This is a genomic window from Nostoc sp. DSM 114167 (genome assembly GCF_052692655.1).
Genome location: NZ_CP195116.1, coordinates 5,632,963 through 5,657,966 on the forward strand (window position 1 = coordinate 5,632,963; position 25,004 = coordinate 5,657,966).

Sequence of the window (25,004 nt, forward strand, 5' to 3'; positions counted from 1 at the left end):
ATTTGAGCTATATTTACGCTGGATATAATAATTTGGCTACCGTTTGTACATCTTTGTCACCACGTCCAGAGCAGTTAATTACAATCCGAGGACTGCCGGTTAATTGAGGACAGAGGGTTTCGAGATAAGCGATCGCATGGGCTGTTTCCAATGCCGGGATAATCCCTTCCAATTTCGCTAATCGCTGGAATGCCTCCAAAGCCTCTGCATCCGTCACACTATAGTATTCAGCGCGACCAATATCTTTCAAATAACTATGTTCTGGGCCGACACCAGGATAATCTAACCCCGCACTAATTGAGTGTGCCTCAATGATTTGCCCATCTTCATCTTGCAGTAGGTAGCTCATGGCTCCATGCAATACACCAACTCGTCCTTTTGTCAAGGTTGCTGCGTGTTTTTCGGTATTGACACCTTCGCCGGCTGCCTCAACCCCAATTAAGCGTATAGAAGATTCTTTAATAAACTCATAAAATAGTCCCATCGCGTTGGAGCCACCACCCACACAAGCCAAGAGAATATCAGGCAATCCACCCCACTTTTCGATTGCTTGGGCGCGAGTTTCTTCGCCGATGATTGCATGGAAATCACGTACCATCATCGGGTAAGGATGAGGCCCTGCTACCGAACCCAGGATGTAGTGAGTTGTTTCCACATTTGTCACCCAATCGCGGATTGCTTCCGAAGTAGCATCCTTCAAAGTTCCGGTTCCCGCCTCCACCGGACGCACTTCTGCCCCCATCAGCCGCATTCTAAACACATTTAATGCTTGGCGTTCCATGTCATGAACGCCCATGTAAATTATGCATTCCAGCCCAAAACGAGCGCAAACTGTAGCTGTAGCCACTCCATGTTGTCCAGCACCCGTTTCGGCAATAATCCGTTGCTTACCCATACGTTTCGCCAACAATACTTGACCAACAGCATTATTGATTTTGTGAGCGCCAGTATGATTTAAATCTTCACGTTTCAAGTAAATTTGTGGCCCGGTGCGATCGGGTCTAGCATAATGAGCAGTCAAGCGTTCAGCAAAATACAATGGTGTCGCCCGTCCTACATAGTCTCGTAACAACTGCTGTAGTTCTGCTTGAAAACCAGGGTCATTGCGGTATTGCTGATAAGCTGTTTCTAGTTCAGCTAGGGCAGGCATGAGCGTTTCAGGTACATACTTACCGCCAAACTGTCCGAAGCGGCCTAACGTATCTGGAACCTGAGCAGTTGAACTTGGAGATAAGGGAGTGGTAGTCACAGGCTGTTTTTGATGACGGGAATCACTTAATTATAGAAAAGTCTGAGGCATATCTGGGGAATGGGGAGGAAGTAGGGGGCAGAGGGGCAGAGGGGCAGCTTTCTGGGGCAGGTTTTTTTGATTAGACAAATTTTTGGGATTTTAAAACCAAAACCATTGTCTGAGAACTTAAAACTACGTTCAATAATTGAGAACATTCTCAACTATTTATCGAAAGCCTAAAAGCCTGCCCTTGAAAGCAGAGGGGCAGGGGGGCACAGGGGAATAATAAATAACAATATATAAAACTCCTATTTGATTTTTGAACAAGACTCAGTACGGATCTATCCCTTCTTTCCTATTCCCTGTTCCCTGTTTCCTGCACACGCAAGTAAATTCTCCGAATCAAACTGGATTCCTATATCTGCCTTGAAGAGAAAACAGGACTTATGCAAACTCATAGTTGAAACCCTGATTTTTAAGTAGGGGCAATTCATGAATTGCCCCTGAGTGCGTGTGCCTAAGTTCTATAGAAAATGGAGCTTGGAGATTAGGTTTCGCGTTAGCAGCTTATTAACCTAATGCGGACTTTAAATCACTTTTCGCTTGTGCCAATGCATCTGGTAATTTACTTGCATCGCGTCCGCCGGCTTGGGCTAGGTTTGGTCTTCCACCACCGCCGCCGCCGCAAATTTTAGCGATCGCACCCACAAATTTACCAGCTTGCAAACCTTTTTTGTTCACTTCTGAACTAAAAGCTGCAACTATACTCACTTTCCCAACTTCTGGAACAGAACCCAGTACCACTGCACCGTTACCAATTTTTTGTAATAAACGTTCGGCTGCGGTTTTCAATGATTCTGGATCGACATCTTCTAATTGGGCGACAATAATTTTAGAATCGCCTACGGTTTGGGCTGTTTGTAGCAAGCTGTCAGATTTAGCGATCGCTAACTGTACCTTTAAGGTTTCTAATTCTTTTTGGCTATTTCTCAGTTCGCTTTGCAGACTTGTGATTCTGTCTGGTAATTCTTCGGGTTTCACTTTAAAGCGATCGCTCAAATCTTTAACTACTTTATCCCGCAGATTCAAATAATCTAGGATTGCTGGCCCCGAAACGGCTTCAATCCGCCGCACCCCAGAAGCCACGCCAGCTTCCGAGATAATCTTGAAAACGCCGATTTCAGCAGTATTACTTACGTGAGTCCCACCGCATAGTTCCATTGATACGCTAGGAAAGTCAATCACGCGCACTTCCTCACCGTATTTTTCTCCAAACATGGCAACAGCACCCCTAGCTTTCGCCTCGGCTATTGGTAATACTTCCACTTTCGCAGCATGAGCTTCAGCAATCCAAGTGTTCACCTGTTCTTCAACTTGTTGAACTTCCTCTGCTGTCAACGCGCGGGGACAGTTGAAGTCGAAGCGCAACCGATCGAATGAAACCAGAGAACCAGCTTGAGATATGCCCTCATCAACAATTTTCTTCAATGCTGCTTGCAATAGGTGCGTTGCGGTATGGTTAGCTTGGGCGCGACGGCGACAAGCCGGATCGATTTGAGCGCTGACGCGATCGCCTACGCGCAGTGTACCGCGTTCAATACGTCCGAAGTGAACAAAGAAATCAGATTCTTTCTTCACGTCTTCTACCCGAACTACGATACCATCACCGGAGATATAACCGCGATCGCCGATTTGTCCCCCAGATTCACCATAAAATGGCGTTTTGTCAAGGACAATTTGCACCTGTGTCCCTGCTTCTGCTTCTTCTTGGGAAACACCTTCTACCAAAATTGCTTCGACTTTTGCCGTTGCCGTCGATTGGGTATAGCCTAAAAACTCGGTGACTTGAACGTGTTCTGCTAATTTGTCAAGGGAACCTTGGACAGTTAAATCGATGGTTTCATGTGCGCCTCTACCTCCTTGTTGTTGGATTTCCATTGCTTTCTGGAATCCATCAACATCAACTGTCAGATTATTTTCCTCAGCAATTTCTTGAGTAAGTTCAAAGGGAAAACCGTGGGTATCGTAAAGAGTAAATGCACTGTCACCGCTAATTTGAGTTTCCCCTCGCTGTTTCACCTCTTGAATGATTTCTTCTAGCAGTTTTTCACCTCTATCCAGAGTTCTGAGGAAATTGGATTCTTCTCGCTGCAACTCAGCTTTAATTGCTGCTTCTCGTTGGCGCACATTAGGGTAAGCTGATTCCGAAAGAGCGATCGCAGTTTCAGCAACTTGGGTAGTAAATTCGCCAGAAATCCCAATTAATCGCCCATGACGCACCACCCGCCGAATTAATCGCCGCAGTACATAACCGCGTCCGACATTGGAAGCGCGAATTTCATCAGCAATCATGTGGATAACAGCCCGAATATGATCGCCAATGACTTTTAGGGAAGTTTTGGTTTTTTCATCACTTTTGTGGTAATCAACACCAGCAATTTGCCCTGCTGTTTGGATAATTGGAAAAATCAGGTCAGTTTCGTAGTTATTCGGCACTTTTTGGAGAATTTGCGCCATTCTATCCAAACCCATACCGGTGTCAATATTCTTGTTTTGCAGTGGCGTTAAATTGCCTGACGCATCCCGGTTATATTGCATGAAGACGAGGTTGTAAAACTCGATGAACCGGGAATCGTCTTCTAAATCTATATTTTCGTCACCGCGTTCTGGGTGGAAGTCATAATAAATTTCGGAACAAGGGCCACAAGGCCCAGTCGGCCCGGATACCCAAAAGTTATCATCTTCGCCCAAACGTTTAATTCTCGCTATCGGCACACCGATTTGATCGCGCCAAATTCCAAAAGCTTCATCATCATCTTCAAAAACGCTGACGACGAGATTTTGGGGGGAAAAGCCAAAGACTTGCGTGGAAATTTCCCAACCCCAAGCGATCGCTTGTTCTTTAAAATAATCACCAAAGCTAAAATTACCCAGCATTTCAAAAAAGGTGTGATGCCGTTTGGTGCGTCCAACATTCTCAATGTCGTTGGTGCGGATACACTTTTGCGAAGTCGTAGCCCGTTTAAATTCTGGTGTGCGCTGCCCCAAGAATATTGGCTTAAATGGTAGCATCCCCGCGATCGTCAGCAGTACAGTTGGATCTTCTGGCACGAGGGAGGCACTTGGGAGAATTTGGTGTTCCCGTTGAGCAAAGAAGTCGAGAAATATGTTGCGAATTTCGTTACCGCTTAGGTACTGGGGATTTGAAGACATAGGTGTTTTTAACTTTAGACTTTAGACTTTCGACTTACGCGTAGCGGCACTAGGTAGGTGTATTTTCATAAATAGCTTTATATATTCTTGCATTTTGTTTTATATTACTGCCAGCTAATTCTGCCATTGGGTGAAATATATGCAGTTACTAGGATGCTATTAAGCTACTATCTGACTTTGACAGGATGTGCATAGGCGTAGCCCGTAGTAAGCACCGCATTTCGATGCTTAAAATTAATCATTAAGAAATAGTTTAAAATTCCCATACTGAGGTAGCAAATGGCACTACAACTGAAAGTATCAAATATTGCTTTTGAGGGATGTGCAAAAATAATTACTAGGTTATATAACCTGAAGCAAAGTGGATGTTAAGATTAACGCAAAAACTGTCATGGTGGAGTCCGAAGCTTCTGAGGAGTCAATCAAACAGGTAATTGTTGTTGCTGGTTACGCTGGAGAAGGCGATCGATCGGATTTCAGCTTTTCACAGAAGAAGTTTAGACTTTAATATCTCAAGCGACGCTAACAAAATTTTTTTATATTTTCTGCCTGTAGAAAGGCAAAATAGAAATAACTTCCCCAAATTAGTGGCACGTTTTGACATAATTTTTTTATTTAGCTATATTTTCTAAATTTATGATGTTACAGCAAATACAAAAGACGTGAATTAAGTAAATAGGCAAATCTAGATAAAATGTCGGTATAAATATTTTCTTTCTTCTGATAACGCCTTGTTTATTTTGGTTTAAATTTACTTAATTTATAAATTTTTACCCAGCAAGTTCTGTCTTTATTTAGATGGGAGGTAAGCCCCAAAAAGTTGCTGTACATAGCAGTAGGTAGTTTTGCTGTGTATATTTTATATATTTTAAACACTTTCTTAATATGCGATCTAAGCCTAGCTTATAAATAAGAAGGCTAAAAGTTTTATGGAAAATAATATTTTGAATTGCATAATAAAATTTCGGATTTGATAATTCAATTCAAAAAGCTTTGCATTTTATTTTTCTACTGAAGAATAAATTTCTTTACCTAACGCAATGGTTATTAAAAAAGTATTAATTTCGGTAGTTTCATCATGTGAATAGTACTTAAGAAACGACAAAAATAGTTTTTATGCATTTAAATAATATTCAGTGTTTTCACTGTTTTAAAAATAAACTGTAAAGAAGACATTAGTTATTAGAAATGAATATTTCCGAAACGTAGTAGTAAACATAAAATCTTAAAATCAGATTAAGCTTGGAAGTTTACTATCTAATCTATGCTCAAAAAACAAGATGCAACAAATATAATTGAGCCTAGAACATAATATTTAGTATTAGACGACAAGAGCAGTAGTTACCCAAGTGAATTTATTTAATTTAAAATTTAAATAGGATAAAAAATAAAGCAATGAATATTTCTATTCTGATCTTTGGAAAAAATAATTTTATCGCCACACTTCCAGATCAGATCCGTTATGCGACTGCTTTTAGTGTAGAAGTTATAGACAATTTTGATCGAGCAGTGTCGCAGATTAAAACAACACCCCCCGATATAATTCTGGTGCAGGCTAGTCTGGATAGTAGTATGGAACTCTGCGGTTGGTTGAAAGATCAAACAAAACTATCGTGGATATATTGTATTCTTTTCGAGGATCGTTCCCAGCAGCTTACCGATCGAAATAAAGGTTGGCATAGGGAATTGGAAATGAGTGCTGCGGCACTAAAGCAAGGAGCCGATGCATATATTTGGCATCTTATTGAAGAAAAAACAGACTATAGCTTGGCAGAGTTGACTGCCAATCATGGACTAATACTTGCTCAATTGACAGTTGGTTTGCGGAAAGCACAAAAATACCGAGATTTGATTCGGACAAATGATATGTTATCTGCGATCGCCTTAGCCGATTCCTTGACAGAATTAAATAATCGTCGTGCTTTAGAATGGGACTTACCAAGGCAAATTCAAAGAGCCAGGACTCAAAAAACTTCCCTGAGTTTGATTATTCTGGATGTAGATCATTTTAAGAAAGTTAACGATACTCATGGGCATTTAATAGGCGATCGCATCTTGCAAATATTATGTCAGCGTTTGCGCCACAATTTGCGCTGCCAAGATACAGCATTCCGCTATGGTGGCGAAGAATTTGTAATTCTTCTAGCTAACACTACCGATGACGAAGCACTATTAGTAGCCCGTCGTCTCAATCGCGTAGTCAGCGACGAACCATTTGCACTCAACAATAAACTGACAATTAATGTCACCATTAGTTTGGGTACAGCCTCTCTGCAAGCTGAGGATGATGAAAAAGGAGAGAGTCTGCTGCATCGTGCCGATCAATGTTTGTTACAGGCTAAAACTTCTGGGCGTAATCGGGTGATTAACTCCAGCTACCTATCTCATCATGGCTCACATTTGAAAGTTGTTTCTTCGTGAAATTGGATGAGGCGGACAATTTATGATCTCTGGGAAGGTGGTTTAAAATTGGCACATACCACTTGATTAAATCGTATGTTTTCTGTATGATAGGTAAATCATTCATCCAGACAAAATTTTCTCAAAAAAATGATCGCGCAGAGCGCGAGACATTAAGAAGGGTAAAGAAATAAAGAGCAGAGTGCTAAAGGGCTACTAATTCCTGCCCCCAACCACCACAACCCGAAAACCCGCGTAGCCGTGCCTCTCGTCACGTGCGCGATAGAAGCGAAGCGCCGAGCGGCAATAACTGGGGGGGGAGTTGACCCACGAACCACCACGCAGCAGATGATTTTGATTATCATTATCACCTAACCAAGCGCTTCCATCTTTTGGCGCGAGTTTGAATACCTGGAGAAGGAGAAGATGATTCCCTTTCTCGTTCTTTTTTTAACTCTGCCTGCCGTCTTTGATTTTCGGCTGTTTCTTGTTCTTGCTGACGCTCATATTCTGCTTGTAGTTTTTGATACTCTATTTCTTGTTCTTGTTTTAGGCGAACTACATCTTCATCTTTAAGCAGATAATATTTTTGAAATTTTTCTAATTCAGCTTCAGCTTTTTCAGCCAATGGATATCCTTGTTCATTTACAAAACTCGTCAAGTATTGCTTGTATTTGTCTAGATTTTTCTTATATATACCGTAAGGTTCTAATACTTTTTCTCGAACTGCACTCGCTTCTTGATCTGTTAATTTTAATTTTTCTTGTAAGTCTTTTAATATATCAGATTCCACAAGAGAAATCTCGCCATCAGACGCAAATTCTTTAGCCTTTTGGCGATACTCAACTATTGCGGCTTCCCTGGTTAACCGTTGTTGTTGACGTTCCTTAATTAATTGTTCAGCCGCAAACTTAATTCCCTGAGCTACATTTGCGAATGCATCATCTTGATTACTCCAAGACTTAATAGGTTGGGTATTTTTGGGCAGAGCTTGTAGTTTAGCAAATGGTGCATCTTGCCAAGAAACGTTTCGCAGAATAATTGGAATGACACAAGCCTCTCCAGCTTCGTGGCGTTGTATCGCTTTGGTAACTTCAACATCCCAGCAGTATTTAGAATATATAAAGTCTGAACTGACTAATAATAAAATGATATCGGCTATATTTAAATTTTCATTAATCTCCTCATCCCATTCTCTTCCCGGTGGTATCTTGCGATCGTGCCAAGTTGAAATAATACCTTGCCGTTCCAACATGGTCAGGTGTTTAGCCAGTTCATCCTTTAAAGGTTCGTCGTTGTGAGAGTAGGAACAAAACACCTTGAGTGGTTCTAACGAAACATCTGCCATTTTGCGTCTTTAGGAGTAGTATAAATTACGCTTCTTACAAATTATAGTATTTTTGCGTGATTTCCTTGATAAACTAACCCCGATCGCCAGTGCAATTCATCGTCTTAACCCAAAAATATGAAATTGCGATCGCTATTCCATTCTGATGCTACTGCGATCGCTGCATCAAATCGACAGGGTAACTTTTATTGCAATCAAAACACGTCAAGCTTGACTCCAATCTTGCAACTCTAGTGCTTCAATTCTCTTTTAAAACTATGCTTTAGAATTTATCTAAATTCATTAAAGCCTTAACTTATGCTTCTTACCGAACTCATACCGCTAGTTAAAGAATTATCCCACACTGATAAACTCTTACTAATGCATTTCCTGGCAGCCGAATTGTTGAAGGAATCAAGTTTAGTTCCATTGGATGCTCAGGACAAAGTAGCTAGTCTTGGCTTATATGATTCTTTTGAAGCTGCTGCTGTTTTAGCAAAGGCATTAGCAGAAGAAAAGGCAGCAACACATGGTTGATAAAGTTACATTTGCATTTACTGAGGTAAATCCAGAACTCGGTGCATTAAGTACGCTGCCTTATCTACCGCTAATTCTTACTTATGAAAATCGTTCAGTAAGTGTATCAGGCTTGCTAGATACTGGCTCTACTGTCAACGTATTGCCCTACGAAATCGGGTTAAGGCTGGGAGCAGTTTGGGAACGTCAAAGACTCTCCGTTCCATTGGGTGGTAATCTGGCTAGGTTTGAGGCGAGGGCATTGGTGTTGATGGCGAATGTAGAACAATTTCCGACAGTAGAGTTAGCTTTTGCTTGGACAAGAGATAGAAACGCCCCATTGATTTTAGGACACATGAATTTCTTTTTAGCGTTCGATGTGTGCTTCTATCGTTCTGAATTAGCGTTTGAAATTAGCTCTAAAATAACCTGATGGAAATAGTGAAACCCAACATTATATTAGGTTAACGTTGGGTTTGACAGAATTTAACTACCTTGATTAGGCGGTATTTGCTCAGGTGGCGTTTCTGCTGGGGGAGCGAGTACCGCATCTGGAGCAATTTCTTCTACAGAAATCGGTTGCTTATCCTCAATTTCAAAATCTGGTTGTGCTGCTTCCACCAATTCAGGAGATGGGGGATGTGGAGGAATCGCTTCCGGTACACTCTCGGTTTTTGCTTCGGTGTCGGTAGTAATCTCCTCTGCTGGTGGTTCTGGTATGACAATAGTTTTGTCGATAATCTCAATAGCAGGTTTCTCTGACAATACAGAGGTAATATCTTCAGGTTTGGGGGTTGTGGGTGTTTTTTTACTCACAGTCTGTTGCACCTTGTCTTTCGCGCCACTGAAGGTACTACCCAGACCTTTTTGCAACTGTCCCAGCCGTTCCTGAAGAGACAACTTATTCACCTGTTCTTGAATGCCAGTTTTTACTGTCTCAGCACTGGGTACTTGGGTTTGTTGTGCCTGTGGAGTCAATTGCCGACGTAATGATAGAGTTTGCCAGCCAAACCAGACCAAAAGAGCCACACTAGCCACATGACCGAGCAACAAACCTCCAGTAATGCGTGGTGCAAACACCCATAAGACTAAAGCGTAGAACAGCCCTACACCACTCCAGATAAAGTCATTCTTGCGGTGGATTTCTGGGAAAAAGAAAGCTGCTATGTAAATGGCTAAACTACCAAGACCCACTACCAAAGCTAGGACAAATGCCAGCATTATTTGGTTACTCCTTACTGCGTCCTTTGATTATTTCAATTTTGCAAATTTTGCCAGTCAATTGTTGATTTAGATACAATTTAAAATTAATTATCCATGTTAGTTGTGGATTTTTGTGGTTTATATGAAGTCTTAAGGTCTTCTTTAGGGGAGAAGGGAAAATATCGGACTACCCTTAAAGTAAAAGGATCTGCAAGAGTTAGCCAGAAATTTTTTATGACACTACAAAGCTTTGGTGTGATTGGATTAGCCGTTATGGGTGAGAACATCGCTCTAAACGTAGAGCGCAATGGCTTCCCAATTGCAGTTTACAACCGCTCCCGAGAAAAAACGGATGCGTTTATGGCGCAGCGTGCTACAGGACGGAACGTCAAAGCCGCATTTACTTTGGAAGAATTCGTTGCCTTATTGGAACGTCCCCGCAAAATTCTAGTAATGGTGCAAGCTGGTAAGCCAGTAGATGCGGTGATTGCTCAACTCAAACCCTTGTTAGAGGAAGGCGATATCATTATCGACGGTGGTAACTCTTGGTTTGAAGATACGGAACGCCGCACTCAGGAATTAGAACCCGCTGGGCTTCGGTATCTTGGTATGGGTGTCAGTGGCGGTGAAGAAGGAGCGCTAAATGGGCCTTCACTGATGCCTGGAGGTACAACAAGCTCTTACGAGTATCTATCGCCAATTTTCAACAAAATTGCTGCCCAAGTCGATGATGGCCCCTGTGTAACCTATATTGGCCCTGGTGGTTCTGGCCACTATGTCAAAATGGTACACAACGGCATTGAGTATGGCGATATGCAGTTAATTGCTGAAGCCTACGATTTGCTGAAAAATGTCGCTGGATTAGACCATAATCAGCTACATGAGGTGTTTGCTGAATGGAACACCACCGATGAACTCGATTCATTTTTGATTGAGATTACGAAGAATATCTTCCCATATATTGACCCAGAAACAAAAAAACCCCTGGTGGATTTGATTGTTGACGCAGCAGGTCAAAAGGGAACTGGACGCTGGACTGTACAAACTGCATTGGAATTAGGAGTTGCTATTCCTACAATTACAGCAGCAGTTAATGCCCGGATTATATCTTCGATTAAAGAGGAGCGGGTTGCAGCATCTAAAGTCCTCACAGGCCCCAGTGGCAAGTATGACGGGCAAACCAAGGACTTTATCAATAAAGTACGCGATGCTCTCTATTGCTCAAAAATCTGTTCTTATGCTCAAGGGATGGCGTTGCTATCCACAGCTTCAAAAACATATAACTGGAATTTGGATCTGGGCGAGATGGCGCGGATTTGGAAAGGTGGTTGTATTATTCGCGCTCGCTTTTTGAATAAGATTAAAAAGGCTTTTAGCGAAAATCCAGCTTTGCCTAACTTGCTGTTAGCTCCCGAATTTAAGCAAACAATTCTCGACAGACAGACTGCTTGGCGGGAAGTGATTGCGACAGCTGCAACACTGGGAATTCCAGTACCGGCATTTAGCGCATCCTTGGATTATTTTGACAGCTATCGCCGCGATCGCTTGCCCCAAAATCTAACTCAAGCACAACGCGACTACTTCGGCGCACATACCTACCTGCGTCTTGATAAGCCTGGAACTTTCCACACTGAATGGGTACCTATTGCTGAAGCTAAGAAGTAAGGTTTTGTACCTCTAAAGTCTCAATTTATTTTATTTGCAGGTGACTCTAGATATTAGAGTCACTTTTTTGTGAAAACTATCAAAGACATTTAGTAGTCTATTTGAACTATAAGAGGTGAATAAAAATGGAGATTAGAAAGTCTCTATAAAAGTTAAAAACCTTATGAAATATAGGTTTTATGAAATTCGAGTGGATGTCAAAAATGAGCCGACGGACAGTAATTAGGCGATTAAGACAATGTGCGAATCAAGAGCGATTTAGCAAGTAAGCATTAGTTAAATATTTGGAATCAATTTGGTGTTCCCGTGGAAGATAAATCGCAACCGGAATTCCTATATTATGCAAATATCGACACATTAGTGGCCCTACTTCAGACCAATTTAAATTGCCTAAACCACAACCCAAAGCTGGCATTGCCAAAGACTGAATACCAATTTCATGACAATTGTTTCTAACCCATTCTAAGCCACCTTCAATATCTTCTAAACGAGAGTTTTCTCGCCATTGTCTTTTCGTAGCAAACAACAAGAACCACTTTACAGCATTGGAGGACACAAGCGGAAGACTAAGATCGGCTAGTTCTTGGTCTAAAGAAGCTTCCCGTTTATAAAGATAGGGTTTTGTGGCAGTCAGCTGTTGATTTCGGCAAGCATCTTGATAAACTACATATACGTCAGGAAACTGATATTTTGCTCGTGACGCTAATCCTTTGCCCATTATGCCTTGAAGGTTAACACTAATCGTCAAGGTTTGCATATTTGAAAAAAACATATCCCCATCAATCAAGGAAATATTAGTCCCGATACGGGCAGCAGATATAGGTTGGAAAAACATATTTGGTTCAGGAACAATAGGTATTCTAGCTGAACCTATAATTGTTTCGACTCGCTCTTTAGCCTTATAGTCTGCTACAAAAACTGAATGAACAAGTTCTGGGCTGATTTGCTCAGGAACCAGGTACTCAGCCATTATCTTTCGTTTGGAACCATCTAGCTCATTCCACCACTCATTTTGAATAATTTTCCATTGTTTCTGAAGTATTTCTATTCCTTCCTTAATAGCAAAAAATTGAGTTGGATCATTGGCAGCATTTCCATCTGTAATTAGTCCTCCTGCTGCTCCAAATACATCCGGTTTGACTCCAACAACAGCAATATCTCTTTTGTCCTTTTCATGAACCACTCGATACATCATTGGGTTACGTGGCTGAAAGTATAAGTTAGCGTACTCCCACAAACTACTCCTTCCAGGTGTAGACTTATCTTTACGCTTGCTAACAATCCCACTATCATAGATTGGTGTATATGAAACACCTAACTCCTCAACTGCTTTGTGGGATAAAATACCTCTTTGAAGTATTGAGGGCAAATTTTCAATATGTGTGATGTAATAGAGACTTTTGATATTTGGTTTTATCATTGATTTGGCGTATTATTCTTTCCAAGATATTTAGCTTTTAATTCTTCTAATTCTTCATCTATTTTACTTTTACTAGTAGGCTGAGATGTAGGATTTTGTGGCTGTATTTTATTTGGTTGAGGTTTATTACCACCCATAAATTGGGTTTTCATTTCCTCTAATTCTTTCTCAATTTGACTAGGAGATTTCGATACAAAAGCAGGTGAAGAATTTGGTGGTGATTGAGAAATCGGTTTTGGTGGAATCGCTGGCTTGGATGCTGCTGGCGAGTATTGATTTAAATCTTTGAGAACTTCATCTACTGTTTGATAACGCCGAATTGGAATACTTTCTAACATTTTGTTGAGAATGCGACTCAACTGATTACTAACAGGAGTTTTTAAGTATTGCTGCCATACCCAAGTATCGTTGTTAGTATCATAAGAATCGAAGGGCGATCGCACTGTTAATAAATTAATACAAGTAGCCCCCAAACTGTAAATATCACTGGCGAAAATAGCTTTACCTCTCATTTGTTCAGGAGCAACATATTCTGGACTACCAATACTAGTACCAGTTTGATTTAAGGCAGCGCCAGTGGCAGATTTAGCAGCACCAAAATCTACTAGTACTAGTTTGCGTTGGGCTTCGCCCTTGCCGTAGGCATCGCTCTCGCGTAAAATAATATTTTCTGGCTTGATATCGCGGTGAATTACGTGTCTGGCATGACAAAATTGCAGAACTGGTAATAAATCATTTAGTAATTGCCAGATTTCTATTTCACTAAAAGCACCTCTATGTGCTAACTCCTGGGCTAAGTTTTGCCCGTCGATAAATTCTTGTACAAGATACTGCCGAGCTTCTTGGGTAAAATATGCCAGTAGTTCGGGAATTTGGGGATGTTTACCCAATTCATCTAACTGCACCGCTTCATGATTAAATAACTCTACGGCTTTGGCCAGAGTGTTAGTGCCTTGGGATTGGGGATAAAATTGCTTAATTACGCAGCGTGGTTTTGAGGGTTTATCTTCATCCACAGCTAAGAAGGTTTTACCAAAACCACCTTGTCCGATTGGTTTGATAGCACGGTAACGTTCTTTGAGGAGTAACTTGGTACCGCAAGTCACGCAAAAATTGACATGATTGGGATTTTCAGGCTTAGGACAATGAGGGTTAAGGCAGTAGCTCATATAGGCGATCGCTCTTATATCTCTTTATTTTACTGGCGTTAAGGGTGGAGACTTTTGCGAATCCGTTAAAATATGAGCGATCTCTACGACGGGCTATTTGGCGTCGCACTACTAACTAGTACAATAAGCTCGTTTTGAGGGTTTGTACTAAGCACAAAGCGTGCTTAGAAGATAAGGATAAGGAAAGGATAAGCACTAAATTCCTTACTATGAACTTTTTAGCAGAAATAAAAAGGTACAGAGAAAGTAAATTTATTTATAGGGTTTCCCCCTGCTCCCAGCAAGAACTGCCCCTTTTCCTCTTTCTGACTTTTGCCTTGCGGTACTACCCCATACCTTCCATAACTGGATGAAAGTAGAAGGCGAACCCCAACACTGTATAAGCAGCTAATAACAAAGTGCCTTCCAACCAATTGGACTTACCATCGGAACTAATACTGTTGGCAATCAACACTGACACAACTACAGCGACTAATTCAAAGGGTTTGAAATCCAAATCCATTGGTTGCCCCAATACCCGCCCTGCTATAACTAACACGGGTGCAACAAATAAGGCAATCTGCATACTTGATCCCACAGCTACCGAAAGGGAAAGATCCATCTTATCTTTCATCGCCACGGTGACTGCTGTGGCATGTTCAGCTGCGTTACCGACGATGGGAACCAATATCACCCCTGTAAACAGCGCCGTCAAACCTATCTGAGATGTGGCCACTTCCAGAGAATCTACTAGCATTTCTGACTCAATTGCCACTAGCAAGGTACATACTAGCAACACGCCAACCCACAAAATCATATTTGGTTTCGCGTGAGGAGTTTTTTCTTCTTCTGTCTCCGCTACACCCACATCATACAAATAGGAGTGGGTTTTCATCGAAAATAGCAGCGTTAGGGCGTAAACCAAGATTAATACTAGGGCAACAGCAATAGAAAGATTTTGCAATGTTTGTTCGTTAATTCCTTGAGAGGTATAGTTCATTGCTGTTGGCATCAAAATGGCAATCACTGCCAAATTCATCGAGGCAGCATTTACCCGCGCCACAATTGGCTGAAATGTCTGTTCTTTGTAGCGCAGTCCTCCCAAAAGCATGGAAAAACCCATCACTAGTAGTAAGTTGCTAATAATCGATCCCGTGATACTAGCTTTGACTACATCTACTAACCCAGCGTTCAACGCTACTAGGGCAATGATTAATTCTGTAGCGTTGCCAAAGGTGGCGTTTAACAAGCCCCCCAATGATGGCCCAACTACGACAGCAATTTCTTCTGTAGCTGTACCCATCCAAGCTGCTAAGGGCAGAATGGCTAATCCAGCTGTAATGAAAACTATTAATTCTCCCCACTCCAGAAAGTGGGCTGCTACAGAAACCGGGATGAACAGTAGTAAAGCGAAAAGAATAATGTTTTTGGTTGACATTTGTTGTCTTAAGTTGAGGGTATCATTCACAGCGAGCAATCCTAAGTTTTAAATTTGGAGTGTTGAATTAACAATTACTTTCACTCAGCACTCCCATAGGATACTCTCAACCGCCTGTAGAACAATTCAGAGATTGTACTGTTTTCCGTTCACCGCTGTGGATGTTGTGTAAAGCAAAATTGCGATATAATAAGTTTTCGTAATCTTTTGTTGCAAAAGTATGAATTTGAGCCAAAGTATTACATCAAAAATGGGGTTTAATATATTAAAAGACAATTAAATTTTTGATTGGCGCTGAAAAAGAGAAAACCCCTAACTGAGGCTTTGTTCAATGGCTAATTATTTTAAGCCTTCAGGAAAGGGCTGTGCGATAACGCAGATTTCCCACTACAATGAAACCGCTTTGTCAAAAATTTAGTTGGATTTCATAGTTGTTGTTTATACCGGATTTTGTGTTCAAACTATTGGAGAAAAGTTTATGCACAATGTTTTCGGTGCAAATGCAAGTTTTTTGTTTTGGATAAATATACATGACTTCTGCTGCTGAAATGCCAGCTAGCTCTGGCTCAACGTTAACATTACATTCAGATCCCAATAACACCAAAGAAACCGATCCCCTGAGAAAAGCTAATGGTGTTTATGTGACGGTGCATGGTCATTTTTACCAGCCACCAAGGGAAAACCCTTATCTGGACGCAATTGAACGCCAACCGAGCGCTGCACCTTTCCATGATTGGAATGAGCGGATTCATTGGGAATGCTATCGTCCAAACGCCTTTGCCAGAGTCTTAAATGAGCAAGGTGAAGTGGTGGGGATCGTCAATAATTACGAGTATTTCAGTTTTAATATTGGCCCAACGCTGATGTCGTGGCTAGAACGCTACGATGTGGAAGTTTATCAGCGGATTTTAGAGGCGGATGCCAAGAGTAGCCAACGCTTGCATGGTCACGGTAATGCGATCGCGCAAGTATACAATCACATCATCATGCCTCTGGCGAACGAGCGTGACAAATATACCCAAATTCGCTGGGGTAAAGAAGACTTCCGCTCCCGCTTTGGCCGCGATCCCGAAGGGATGTGGCTAGCAGAAACTGCTGTAGACTACGCCACCCTAGAAGCTCTTGTGGCTGAGGGTATTCGCTTCATTGTCCTGGCACCATCTCAAGCACTGCGTTGCCGTCCCCTGCCGACTCCAGATCGTCCCCATCCTGAATGGATCGAAGTCGGCGGTAGTCAGATTGATTCCACCCGTCCCTATCGTTGTTATTTGAAGCCCACATTAGACACTTCATCTTCACCTTTAAGTGCGTTGGGCTACGCCCCGCCGGAGGCGATCGCCACTAGCCCCAAGGATGCTAGTACAGAAGAATTACCCTACATTGATATCTTCTTCTACGATGGGCCGATATCGCGGGATATGGGTTTTAGTGATGTCGTTTATAATTCCAGTCACTTTACCGGACGTATCGGTTCGGCAGTGCGTGGGGATCATCGTCTGGCACAGCTAATTTCTGTGGCGACAGATGGGGAAACCTTCGGACATCACAAAAAGGGAACAGAGAAAACTTTAGCCTACGCCTTTACCAAAGAGTTTCCTCAACAAAGTTGGACGGTGACAAACTTCGCCCACTACCTGAGCTTAAATTCTCCCAGTTGGGAAGTGGAATTAAAGTCAGTCACAGCCTGGAGTTGCGCCCACGGTGTCGGCAGATGGGAGGATGACTGTGGTTGCGGTGGGGAAGGCTCAGTTTGGCATCAGAAATGGCGTCGTCCACTGCGGGATGCCCTAAATTGGCTGCGGGATCGGCTAACTGAAGTGTATACAGAACATGGTAGACAGTTATTTCGCGATCCCTGGCTAGCGCGAGATGAATATATCCAAGTAATACGCGATCGCTCTGCTACCAATGTCAACCGTTTTCTCGCCCGTCATCAAACCCACAAACTAACCGCAGCCGAACAAGTAGACGCTTTGCGCTTGTTAGAAATGCAGCGTCACGCTTTGTTGATGTTCACTAGTTGTGGCTGGTTTTTTGAAGAAATTTCCCGTCCAGAAGGGACACAAATTCTGCGCTATGCCGCCCGTGCTTTGGAATTGGCAGGGGAAGTGGCCGGCGTGCAGCTGGAAAAAGGCTTCGTCAAACATCTAGGTTTAGCCCCCAGTAATGTGGATCAGTTCAAACACGGTGCAGAAATTTATCGGCAATTAGTGTTAACTGCCCAACTTGGCTTTAAGCAAGTTGCAGCCCATTACGCCATTACTTCCCTGTTTACCAATCAGAAACCAGCAGAAACGCACAATTCTCTACCGAGAAAAGATGCTGCTGACAAACAGTCTCAGCGTTACCAAAAGCGGGTTTATTGCTATGCTGCCAATGAGCTAGATTACCAACTGCAACGTATGGGATCGCTAACTCTGGCTGTGGGAAATTTAAAGCTGGTATCAGAGATTACTTGGGAAAGTGAGCATTTGGTATTTGCAGTCCTACATTTGGGAGGCTGGGATTTCCACTGTGGCATTCAACAATTTACTGGGCGGCGTGACTACAGCAAATTAAAAGAAAAGCTGTTTGGGGCGCTAAAACAAGCTAGTGCGGCTCATACGATATTGGCGATGACACAGCTATTTGGGAAAGAAGCTTTTAACTTGCAAAATCTATTTGCTGAAGAACGCCACCGGATTATGGGGCTGTTGAGTCAGGAAACACTGGCACGTTTAGGACAGTTATATACTCAAGCCTACCGTGATAATTACGGTGTGCTGATGGCGTTTCATCGTGATGAAATTGCAGTACCGCAAGAATTGCAGGTGGCGGCAGATATTGCTTTAGGACATCGCTGTCTGATGACATTGCGATCGCTTGAGCAAGAGATTGCCGATCCCCAAAAGAGTTGCAATCACATCTTAGAATTGGAGGCGATCGCTACTGAAGCAAAACATTTGCGTTGTCGGCTGAATATTCCCGACGGGAAGCAAATGTTAGAGCAGTTAATTGCGCGATCGCTCTGGCAACTGTTGCACGATGCCAATGATACCTTTAATGCAGATATCCAACTGTTGGAACGATTGATTGATGTCGGGGATCAACTAAATATTCATATTTCCCTACAGCGATCGCAGGAACTCTATTTTAGTTGTCTGCAAAGTCAGATAGCACCGATGTGCATTAATAGCGTTGGAAATGAAGCAGATAATCAGTGCCTTCAGTTACTCAAGTTGGGCAAAAAGTTAGCCGTTGATGTTAGCTCGATCTCAAATCAGTTGAAATAGATGTAGGGACACTACAGTGGTGCATTAGTCTCAATTTAAGCTAAAGTGCTTGTCCCACATACGTTTTACCCCCCTTAATCCCCCCTTATAAAGGGGGGAAATAAGAAATAAATCTAGTTCCCTCACGCCACATGCTTCAAGTCGGCGAAGCCGCCCAACGCAGTGGCTCCCCTTTATAAGGGGAGGGTTAGGGTGGGGTAAAATCTTGGGTTTTTCAGGTAATAAAGTCTGTTTTATAGCGGTCGCCAGGTAGATTAGGAGATAAACTGAATATAGAACCTAGACACCAAGAGACTTTCAACCCTGTCCTCTGTCACCTGTTCCCTGTCTCCTGCTATACTTCAGAATTCCGTTGTAACTTCCTTTACCTAATGCGAGAGCGATCGCAATGGTAGGGATAAAGCCACTCACACTTGAAGAGTCCGCGTGTATGTTTTTCAAAAAATGTTCCTGCATGGCGTCCAGGTGATATGTCGATCCCAGCTTTTGTTTTAATCTCATATAGCCAGGGAAAGGCTACTACAAAAATAGCTATGATAGCGAAGAGGTAAAGAATTGTAGTTTTAATGTTGGGAAATCTTCGGGAATTGCTATTTTGATTTTGAGGCATAGAAATGAGAGAGAAACTAATAGCTCATACCATCGTAACCTAAAGCTGAAAATGTCGCCGGAAGCGGAGATCAATATTGTCTGTTTTCTGCTGATTGCAGTTAAAACAGAGAGTTTGAAGATTACTAATATCATTTTGACCCCCACGAGCCAGGGGAATAATATGGTCAATACTGAGATTAGCTTCTACATTAGTTTTACCGCAGCTTCGGCATTGATATTGGTCGCGTTGAAAAACATATTTTTTTACTTCCGGTGGGATACGAATGCGGGGAGTTTTGCTCATCTGTTTTCTAGTTACTAAGAAATCCTTCCAAACTGGGTACGTCTACCCAACTTGCTTTTTGATGCGATTCATGAGATAAATCCATCAACAGCTGAGAATAAATTCCTTCACGTAGTGATGGTGTAATTTCCTGATTGCGATCGATTCCTTGCACCCATCGATCTACTACGCGGATAAATGCCGAAATCCGTCCATCAGCATAATTTTTGGAAAAAATTAACCGATTCGGTATTTCTATTTCTGTTAAAGATTTACCTGGTTGGGAACCCCAAACACGAAAACCATGTATATAATCTTTTTGATTTTCACTACCTACGATTAATGTACCGCGATCGCCATATACTTCTATCCAATGAGTTCTTGCTGCATGAACAACTGCACTGATAGAAAGTTGGCAAGGTGTACCATTGGCTAATTCCAGCGTTAATATACAATTGTCATCTGTATTCACAGCTTTAGATTTCCCGCTAATCGGGTCAACTCGTGTAGGAATAGCAGTAGTTAAATGAGCGTTTAATCTACGCACTGGCCCAAATAACCAGTGAATATAATCGAAGGCGTGAGAACCCAAAGATCCCAATGCACCACCTCCTTTCTCTTTCTCAGAATACCAATTCCAAGGGCGTGAAACATCAGCACGAGAAGAACCTAACCAATCAATTTTAATTAGGCGTAACTCACCCACATAGTTTTCTGACAATAATTCTGCAAACAATTGCCATGCTGGTACAAAGCGAAATTCAAAATCTACGGTTGCAATCACGCTTTTAGCTTTAGCTAATTGATAAAGTTCTTTCGCTTCAAATGCATTTAAAGTTGTCGGTTTTTCTAATAATAAATGTTTGCCAGCTTGCAGTACAGTTTTTGCCATTTCATAATGCAAAAAAGGCGGTGTCGAAATGCTGACGGCTTGCACTTCTGGTAATGCCACAATATCTGCAAGTGAGTCGGAAGCATGACGAATATTATGGGATTCTGCTATGGCTTTGGCTTTATTTATATCACGGTGATAAACAGCAACTATCTCAGTGCGAGAATGTGCTTGGAATCCGGGTATATGGACTTTTTGACCAAATCCAGTGCCGGCGATCGCAACTCCAATCATCTAATTTTTATCCTCATATTTATGCAACTTATTGTTTACTTATAATTTACATCTAATATGTAGTTACATCAAATATCGGCAATATTTTCCTCATGTTTGGCGATTGCTATTGAGTTGATAACATCTAGCGATCGCTCTTTTGAATCTAGTATACTATCATCTAGGCTTATCGTAAAACTCTAATTGTCAAGGGGTAACGATAATGCTCACCATTGTAAGCTTTAACAGCAGCAAAAGTCACTACAAAAGATTGTAGTAACAGTTTGAATAAAATTAATGATATAAGTATAATTAATAAATTATCTAAAGTATTTTTTATTTGATTAATTGAACCATTAGTAGTCACTGCCAGACTCAAGCTAGTTACTACTAAAATTAATGATATTGCGATTGTAATAAAAGTATAAAAAGTTAAAGAGATTTGAAAATTTAATGATTCCTTACCTTGTAAATCAATCCAAGGATATTGAGATTTTTTCAAGTGCCAAATTATGAATGGAGGCAAAACATTTAAAGGTAAATATAAAGGAATGCCAAGAAATACCAAAAAACACAATAATATCCACCCTAGCAAAGCCGAGAGATGACACAACATCGCCCATATACGCATTTGTTTAGGTTTTTCTTTCATGGCTTTTTATTTGTAAATGGATTTAGCTGATAATTCCCCACTATAATTATCTATAAAAAAGCCACCAGAGTTAAAATCTGAGTATTTCTCGCTCATAATTGACAAAAAGAGGTTTTATTTGCCAGGTTATGTTTTCTCCTGGTAATAGTGCAACTTCTAGACAAAGTTACTCTATGCCAGTTATAAACCCCGTCCATTTTGAAACTTGAAGTCTTTTAAGGAGAGTGTATTATTCGGTTGTGGCTTGGGTTGTGAACTTTACCCTAATTCCAAAAAACTATGGTTTTTAAGGTAGACGCAGTAAAGTGTGGTATCATAAACAATTTTTATATACCTGCGTAGGCGTAGCTAGTTGATACCATGTCCGCTTAAAAACTTATCATTAAGATCGCAGAGATGCAAATGAAGGAGGTTTTTGGACTTTTTGCTTCCCCCTTTTGGCATAAAGTTTCGCAGATAGCGGTGCTAAAGATGGCCTTGGCGTAGCTTTTTAAGGTAAAACCTTTGAGAATTTTATCAAGGCGATCGCAATCTGAAAATAGTCTGAAAGTTTACATTCAGTACTGGCGAAAATAGCAACTGTCTTTTGGGATACCTAATAGCAAGGTTTTTCTAAATAGGGGATGAATCCAACAAATCTGTTTGCGATCCCATTCAGGAGCATGTATGACTTAACGTATAAGTTATATCAGATGAGTTTGCTTGAATTTGTATATCTATCCTACTTTTCCTACTTTTCCTACCTTTCCTACTTTTAATTAAATTGTTTTAAATCGGATTTAAAATCACGAATCATCAAAACATTTTTTTTTCCAAATAAAGGTAAAATATAAGCCATAAGAGGGAAGAAGCCCCGAAAAAAATTAGTTAGTTTTAAAACTCAGTAATTAAACCGATCGTATTAATAAATATCAGTAAAACTACATTGATTACGTTAGTTACAATTTTACTTATTTAGATATATCAAAAAAAATTGATAAAATTTAAACATGAAAGTGACATAATTATGAATCAATAATTAATTAATTGATTAAATATTTCCTTAAGTTAATAACTGGAGATTAAAAAACTGCTTTATGGCACGACGTTCGTTGAAAGCATCTACTGTAGGTATTGAGAAAGCAAAAAAGGCTTTTAAAATTAGAGAATGGACGCAAGAGTATTTAGCTAGCGAGATAGGACTTGAGACTCGGCAACCAATCTGGAAATTTTTTACAGGCAAGCCGATTGAGCGTCAGAACTTTATGGAAATATGCTTTCGACTCGGTTTAGATTGGCAAGATATTGCTGAACTACCCAATCAGCAGGAATGGGAAAGAGAAAACTGCCAAGATATCGAAAGCTTAGTGCAAATGTTGCGATCGCGTCTAAGTGATAAGATTAAATGCCAATGTGGCACTACGAGGTTGTTAGATATCGATCGACCAATTCAACTAGAAGAAATTTATGTCAACACCAATATTCTGAATCATATTACAAGTCGAAGATGGGTAGATATTCTCGACCTACAAAACTTCATTCCCGAAGAGTTCGACTGTTTTGCTTTTAATCAACTTTATCAAGAACGAGTTTCTGCAATCCAAGCAGTTATCACCTATCCCAAACTCATGGTACTAGGTAAACCAGGATCTGGTAAAACTACGTTTTTACAGTATATTGCTATGCAATGCAATCAAGGCAAATTACTATCAGACCGGATACCAATTTTTATTCGCTTGAAAAACTTTGCTGAGAATGCTAGAGAAAGCGGAAATTATAGTTTATTGAACTATATTAGTCAAGAGCTTGCCAATTGCGGTGCTTCAGATCGAGAAATTCAAACATTACTAGTTAGTGGCAAAATATTAATTTTACTGGATGGCTTAGATGAAATTTCAGAAGATGATAACGCCAAAATCATCACTAAAATTCGCAGTTTTGCTGCAAACTATTACCAAAATAAGTTGATTCTAACATGTCGTATCGGTTATCAACAGTATCAGTTCGAGGAATTTAGTGATGTTGAAATTGCTGATTTTGATTGTTCTCAAATTGAGGCTTTTGTGCAAAATTGGTTTGTCAATGTTAGTAAGAATTCCATCGACAAAGGAAAAGCTTTAGCTTGTCGATTTGTGCAAAAATTACAGTTATTAGAGAATCAACAAATTCGAGAACTAGCTGTCAGACCACTTTTGCTTAATTTGGCTTGTTGTGTGTTTCAAGCTTGCTCGGACTTTCCAATTAGAAAGGTCGAATTTTACAAGCAAGGATTGGACACTTTGCTCAATCGCTGGGATAAAGTGAGGAACATTAAACGAGATGAAATTTATCTTCATTTTTCTTTAGCTCAAAAGCTGGAACTGCTGAGTCAAATTGCTGCTATTACCTTTAAACAAGGTCATTACTTTTTCACACAAAGTATTATCGAGCAATACATTACGGACTACCTCTGTAACTTACCCATAACCCAAACTGAGCCTGATATACTGCAACTCAACAGTGAAGCAGTGCTGAAACTGCTTGAGACACATGGATTACTAATAGAGCAGGCGCAGGGAATTTACTCGTTTTCACATATAGCTTTTCAGGAGTATTTAACAGCTAAAAATCTTGTTACTAGCCCTAACCCTCAAATATTAGAAAAAAAATTAATCGATCTGGTTAGCCATTTAACTGAACCACGTTGGCGCAAAATCTTTTTACTAACCGCTGGAATGTTGGATAATCCGACTTATCTGTTGCAATTAATCAAGCAACATATCGATCGGCTTGCCGCCTTCGATTGGCAATTACAAAATTTCTTCAACTGGCTTAATCAGAAGTCTCTTTCAGTTCAGTCTACTCATAAAAGAGTAGCTATTCGTGCCTTTTATCTAACCCTAGAACTTCTCGACGATCTGAGCTTTACTAATGACTTGGCTTTTTCCCTTGGCATCGATCTCAGACTTACTAGTAATCTTACCCCTGATTTGGATCTAGATATAACTCTTCACTGTGCCCTTCACTTAAGCGTTGCTCTCTCTAACGAGCCGACTTTAGATCGAGTTTTGGCTTTAAGCTTTGCTCTTTCTAATGACCGAATTATTGTCTGTCACCCTGAGTTACAGCATTCTTTGCAAAAACTCAAAGAACAATTACCAACCCCAGTTCAAGGTAGAGAAAAGTTAAAAGAATGGTGGAATGCTAACGGTAAAACTTGGGCTAATAATTTGAGGTTGGCGATAGTTCAGTGTCGCAACATTGGTCATCAATGGCAGTTCAGCGAGGAGCAGAAAGAAATACTTAAACAGTACTATACTGCTAGCCAGTTATTGGTAGATTGCCTCAATAGTGCTTGTAAAGTAACTCCCACCATACCAGAGAGTATTTTGGCAACGTTATTGTTACCTACCGCTAAAGCAGAGAGCAAGTTTATAAACCATAGTAGTAAGAAGTTTTAAACTACTCATTTCCAGTTGGGTATATGTAGTATCAAATTTTTGGCAACATTTTGTCCATTGGTTGAAATGAAACCCTATATTTATATATTCAATATTCAACTGTAGATTTTGAACTGACTCA

General features: G+C 40.9%; 18 protein-coding genes and 1 pseudogene. 6 read left to right on the forward strand and 13 right to left on the reverse strand.

The genetic code is table 11. The features are described 5' to 3' along the window. Positions 1–13: 13 nt before the first annotated feature. Together trpB and alaS are read right to left on the reverse strand one after the other, a co-directional pair. Positions 14–1,249 carry a tryptophan synthase subunit beta gene (trpB, locus tag NSTC731_RS24020; RefSeq protein ID WP_445627115.1) on the reverse strand — a complete coding sequence of 412 codons (1,236 nt, stop codon included), beginning with the start codon at positions 1,247–1,249 and terminating at the stop codon, positions 14–16. Positions 1,250–1,801: 552 nt separating this feature from the next. Beyond that, the gene (gene alaS, locus NSTC731_RS24025) at positions 1,802–4,444 is read right to left on the reverse strand and encodes an alanine--tRNA ligase (RefSeq protein ID WP_445627116.1); all 2,643 of its coding nucleotides are present in this window, start codon (positions 4,442–4,444) and stop codon (positions 1,802–1,804) included. A gap of 1,395 nt (positions 4,445–5,839) precedes the next feature. Here alaS and NSTC731_RS24030 point away from each other — a divergent pair. Next, a complete protein-coding gene (locus NSTC731_RS24030) occupies positions 5,840–6,865 on the forward strand; it encodes a GGDEF domain-containing protein (RefSeq protein WP_445627117.1) in 1,026 nt (341 codons plus the stop codon). Positions 6,866–6,878: 13 nt separating this feature from the next. On the opposite strand, the pseudogene NSTC731_RS24035 reads toward NSTC731_RS24030, so the two are convergent. The 3 genes and pseudogenes from NSTC731_RS24035 to NSTC731_RS24045 form a co-directional block, all read right to left on the reverse strand. Then, positions 6,879–6,971 (reverse strand): annotated as a pseudogene (locus NSTC731_RS24035) (diversity-generating retroelement protein Avd); the annotation flags it as partial. Positions 6,972–7,060: 89 nt separating this feature from the next. Then, complete coding sequence (locus NSTC731_RS24040; RefSeq protein ID WP_445632159.1) at positions 7,061–7,192, reverse strand: hypothetical protein; 132 nt, start codon at positions 7,190–7,192, stop codon at positions 7,061–7,063. 19 nt (positions 7,193–7,211) lie between these two features. Continuing rightward, positions 7,212–8,192, reverse strand: coding sequence for a TIR domain-containing protein (locus NSTC731_RS24045; protein ID WP_445627118.1), 981 nt, complete (start codon positions 8,190–8,192; stop codon positions 7,212–7,214). 297 nt (positions 8,193–8,489) lie between these two features. Here NSTC731_RS24045 and NSTC731_RS24050 point away from each other — a divergent pair, with 297 nt between their 5' ends. Next, on the forward strand, positions 8,490–8,708 hold the full coding sequence (locus NSTC731_RS24050) for a hypothetical protein (RefSeq protein ID WP_445627119.1): 219 nt from the start codon (positions 8,490–8,492) through the stop codon (positions 8,706–8,708). Continuing rightward, positions 8,701–9,120, forward strand: coding sequence for a hypothetical protein (locus tag NSTC731_RS24055; protein WP_445627120.1), 420 nt, complete (start codon positions 8,701–8,703; stop codon positions 9,118–9,120). The genes NSTC731_RS24050 and NSTC731_RS24055 overlap by 8 nt, the downstream gene beginning before the upstream one ends. Positions 9,121–9,173: 53 nt before the next feature. Here NSTC731_RS24055 and NSTC731_RS24060 read toward each other — a convergent pair whose 3' ends face one another. Next, positions 9,174–9,908 (reverse strand): Ycf66 family protein, encoded by a 735-nt coding sequence (locus NSTC731_RS24060; protein WP_445627121.1) that lies wholly within the window; start codon positions 9,906–9,908, stop codon positions 9,174–9,176. Between the two features lie 216 nt (positions 9,909–10,124). Between NSTC731_RS24060 and gndA the strand changes: the two genes are divergently transcribed. Next, positions 10,125–11,555, forward strand: coding sequence for an NADP-dependent phosphogluconate dehydrogenase (gene gndA / locus NSTC731_RS24065; RefSeq protein WP_445627122.1), 1,431 nt, complete (start codon positions 10,125–10,127; stop codon positions 11,553–11,555). A 247-nt stretch (positions 11,556–11,802) separates the two neighbouring features. Here the strand turns inward: gndA and NSTC731_RS24070 are convergent, their stop codons facing one another. The 3 genes from NSTC731_RS24070 to cax form a co-directional block, all read right to left on the reverse strand. Continuing rightward, complete coding sequence (locus tag NSTC731_RS24070) at positions 11,803–12,975, reverse strand: DarT ssDNA thymidine ADP-ribosyltransferase family protein (protein WP_445627123.1); 1,173 nt, start codon at positions 12,973–12,975, stop codon at positions 11,803–11,805. Beyond that, a complete protein-coding gene (locus tag NSTC731_RS24075; protein ID WP_445627124.1) occupies positions 12,972–14,144 on the reverse strand; it encodes a protein kinase domain-containing protein in 1,173 nt (390 codons plus the stop codon). The genes NSTC731_RS24070 and NSTC731_RS24075 overlap by 4 nt, the downstream gene beginning before the upstream one ends. A gap of 325 nt (positions 14,145–14,469) precedes the next feature. Beyond that, positions 14,470–15,561 (reverse strand): calcium/proton exchanger, encoded by a 1,092-nt coding sequence (gene cax / locus NSTC731_RS24080; RefSeq protein WP_445627125.1) that lies wholly within the window; start codon positions 15,559–15,561, stop codon positions 14,470–14,472. A gap of 530 nt (positions 15,562–16,091) precedes the next feature. Between cax and NSTC731_RS24085 the strand changes: the two genes are divergently transcribed. Continuing rightward, positions 16,092–18,833: a DUF3536 domain-containing protein gene (locus tag NSTC731_RS24085; protein WP_445627126.1), complete on the forward strand. Its 2,742-nt coding sequence runs from the start codon at positions 16,092–16,094 to the stop codon at positions 18,831–18,833. A 364-nt stretch (positions 18,834–19,197) separates the two neighbouring features. Here NSTC731_RS24085 and NSTC731_RS24090 read toward each other — a convergent pair whose 3' ends face one another. The 4 genes from NSTC731_RS24090 to NSTC731_RS24105 form a co-directional block, all read right to left on the reverse strand. Then, positions 19,198–19,443: a hypothetical protein gene (locus NSTC731_RS24090; protein WP_445627127.1), complete on the reverse strand. Its 246-nt coding sequence runs from the start codon at positions 19,441–19,443 to the stop codon at positions 19,198–19,200. Between the two features lie 39 nt (positions 19,444–19,482). Beyond that, the gene (locus NSTC731_RS24095) at positions 19,483–19,728 is read right to left on the reverse strand and encodes an HNH endonuclease (protein WP_445627128.1); all 246 of its coding nucleotides are present in this window, start codon (positions 19,726–19,728) and stop codon (positions 19,483–19,485) included. A 7-nt stretch (positions 19,729–19,735) separates the two neighbouring features. Then, positions 19,736–20,833, reverse strand: coding sequence for a Gfo/Idh/MocA family protein (locus NSTC731_RS24100; RefSeq protein WP_445627129.1), 1,098 nt, complete (start codon positions 20,831–20,833; stop codon positions 19,736–19,738). A 166-nt stretch (positions 20,834–20,999) separates the two neighbouring features. Further along, complete coding sequence (locus NSTC731_RS24105; RefSeq protein ID WP_445627130.1) at positions 21,000–21,464, reverse strand: DUF4870 domain-containing protein; 465 nt, start codon at positions 21,462–21,464, stop codon at positions 21,000–21,002. Positions 21,465–22,540: 1,076 nt separating this feature from the next. Between NSTC731_RS24105 and NSTC731_RS24110 the strand changes: the two genes are divergently transcribed. Then, entirely contained in the window at positions 22,541–24,883 is a 2,343-nt protein-coding gene (locus tag NSTC731_RS24110; protein ID WP_445627131.1) for an NACHT domain-containing protein, read from the forward strand. The last annotated feature ends 121 nt before the right edge of the window (positions 24,884–25,004 follow it).

Coding starts and splice junctions, on each gene's coding strand:
- NSTC731_RS24070 (WP_445627123.1), bottom strand. CDS start 12,975: ATGATAAAACCAAATATCAAAAGTCTCTATTACATCACACATATTGAA.
- NSTC731_RS24060 (WP_445627121.1), bottom strand. CDS start 9,908: ATGCTGGCATTTGTCCTAGCTTTGGTAGTGGGTCTTGGTAGTTTAGCC.
- NSTC731_RS24045 (WP_445627118.1), bottom strand. CDS start 8,192: ATGGCAGATGTTTCGTTAGAACCACTCAAGGTGTTTTGTTCCTACTCT.
- NSTC731_RS24050 (WP_445627119.1), top strand. CDS start 8,490: ATGCTTCTTACCGAACTCATACCGCTAGTTAAAGAATTATCCCACACT.
- NSTC731_RS24095 (WP_445627128.1), bottom strand. CDS start 19,728: ATGAGCAAAACTCCCCGCATTCGTATCCCACCGGAAGTAAAAAAATAT.
- gndA (WP_445627122.1), top strand. CDS start 10,125: ATGACACTACAAAGCTTTGGTGTGATTGGATTAGCCGTTATGGGTGAG.
- cax (WP_445627125.1), bottom strand. CDS start 15,561: ATGTCAACCAAAAACATTATTCTTTTCGCTTTACTACTGTTCATCCCG.
- NSTC731_RS24030 (WP_445627117.1), top strand. CDS start 5,840: ATGAATATTTCTATTCTGATCTTTGGAAAAAATAATTTTATCGCCACA.
- NSTC731_RS24075 (WP_445627124.1), bottom strand. CDS start 14,144: ATGAGCTACTGCCTTAACCCTCATTGTCCTAAGCCTGAAAATCCCAAT.
- NSTC731_RS24055 (WP_445627120.1), top strand. CDS start 8,701: ATGGTTGATAAAGTTACATTTGCATTTACTGAGGTAAATCCAGAACTC.
- NSTC731_RS24110 (WP_445627131.1), top strand. CDS start 22,541: ATGGCACGACGTTCGTTGAAAGCATCTACTGTAGGTATTGAGAAAGCA.
- alaS (WP_445627116.1), bottom strand. CDS start 4,444: ATGTCTTCAAATCCCCAGTACCTAAGCGGTAACGAAATTCGCAACATA.
- NSTC731_RS24085 (WP_445627126.1), top strand. CDS start 16,092: ATGACTTCTGCTGCTGAAATGCCAGCTAGCTCTGGCTCAACGTTAACA.
- NSTC731_RS24090 (WP_445627127.1), bottom strand. CDS start 19,443: ATGCCTCAAAATCAAAATAGCAATTCCCGAAGATTTCCCAACATTAAA.
- NSTC731_RS24105 (WP_445627130.1), bottom strand. CDS start 21,464: ATGAAAGAAAAACCTAAACAAATGCGTATATGGGCGATGTTGTGTCAT.
- NSTC731_RS24100 (WP_445627129.1), bottom strand. CDS start 20,833: ATGATTGGAGTTGCGATCGCCGGCACTGGATTTGGTCAAAAAGTCCAT.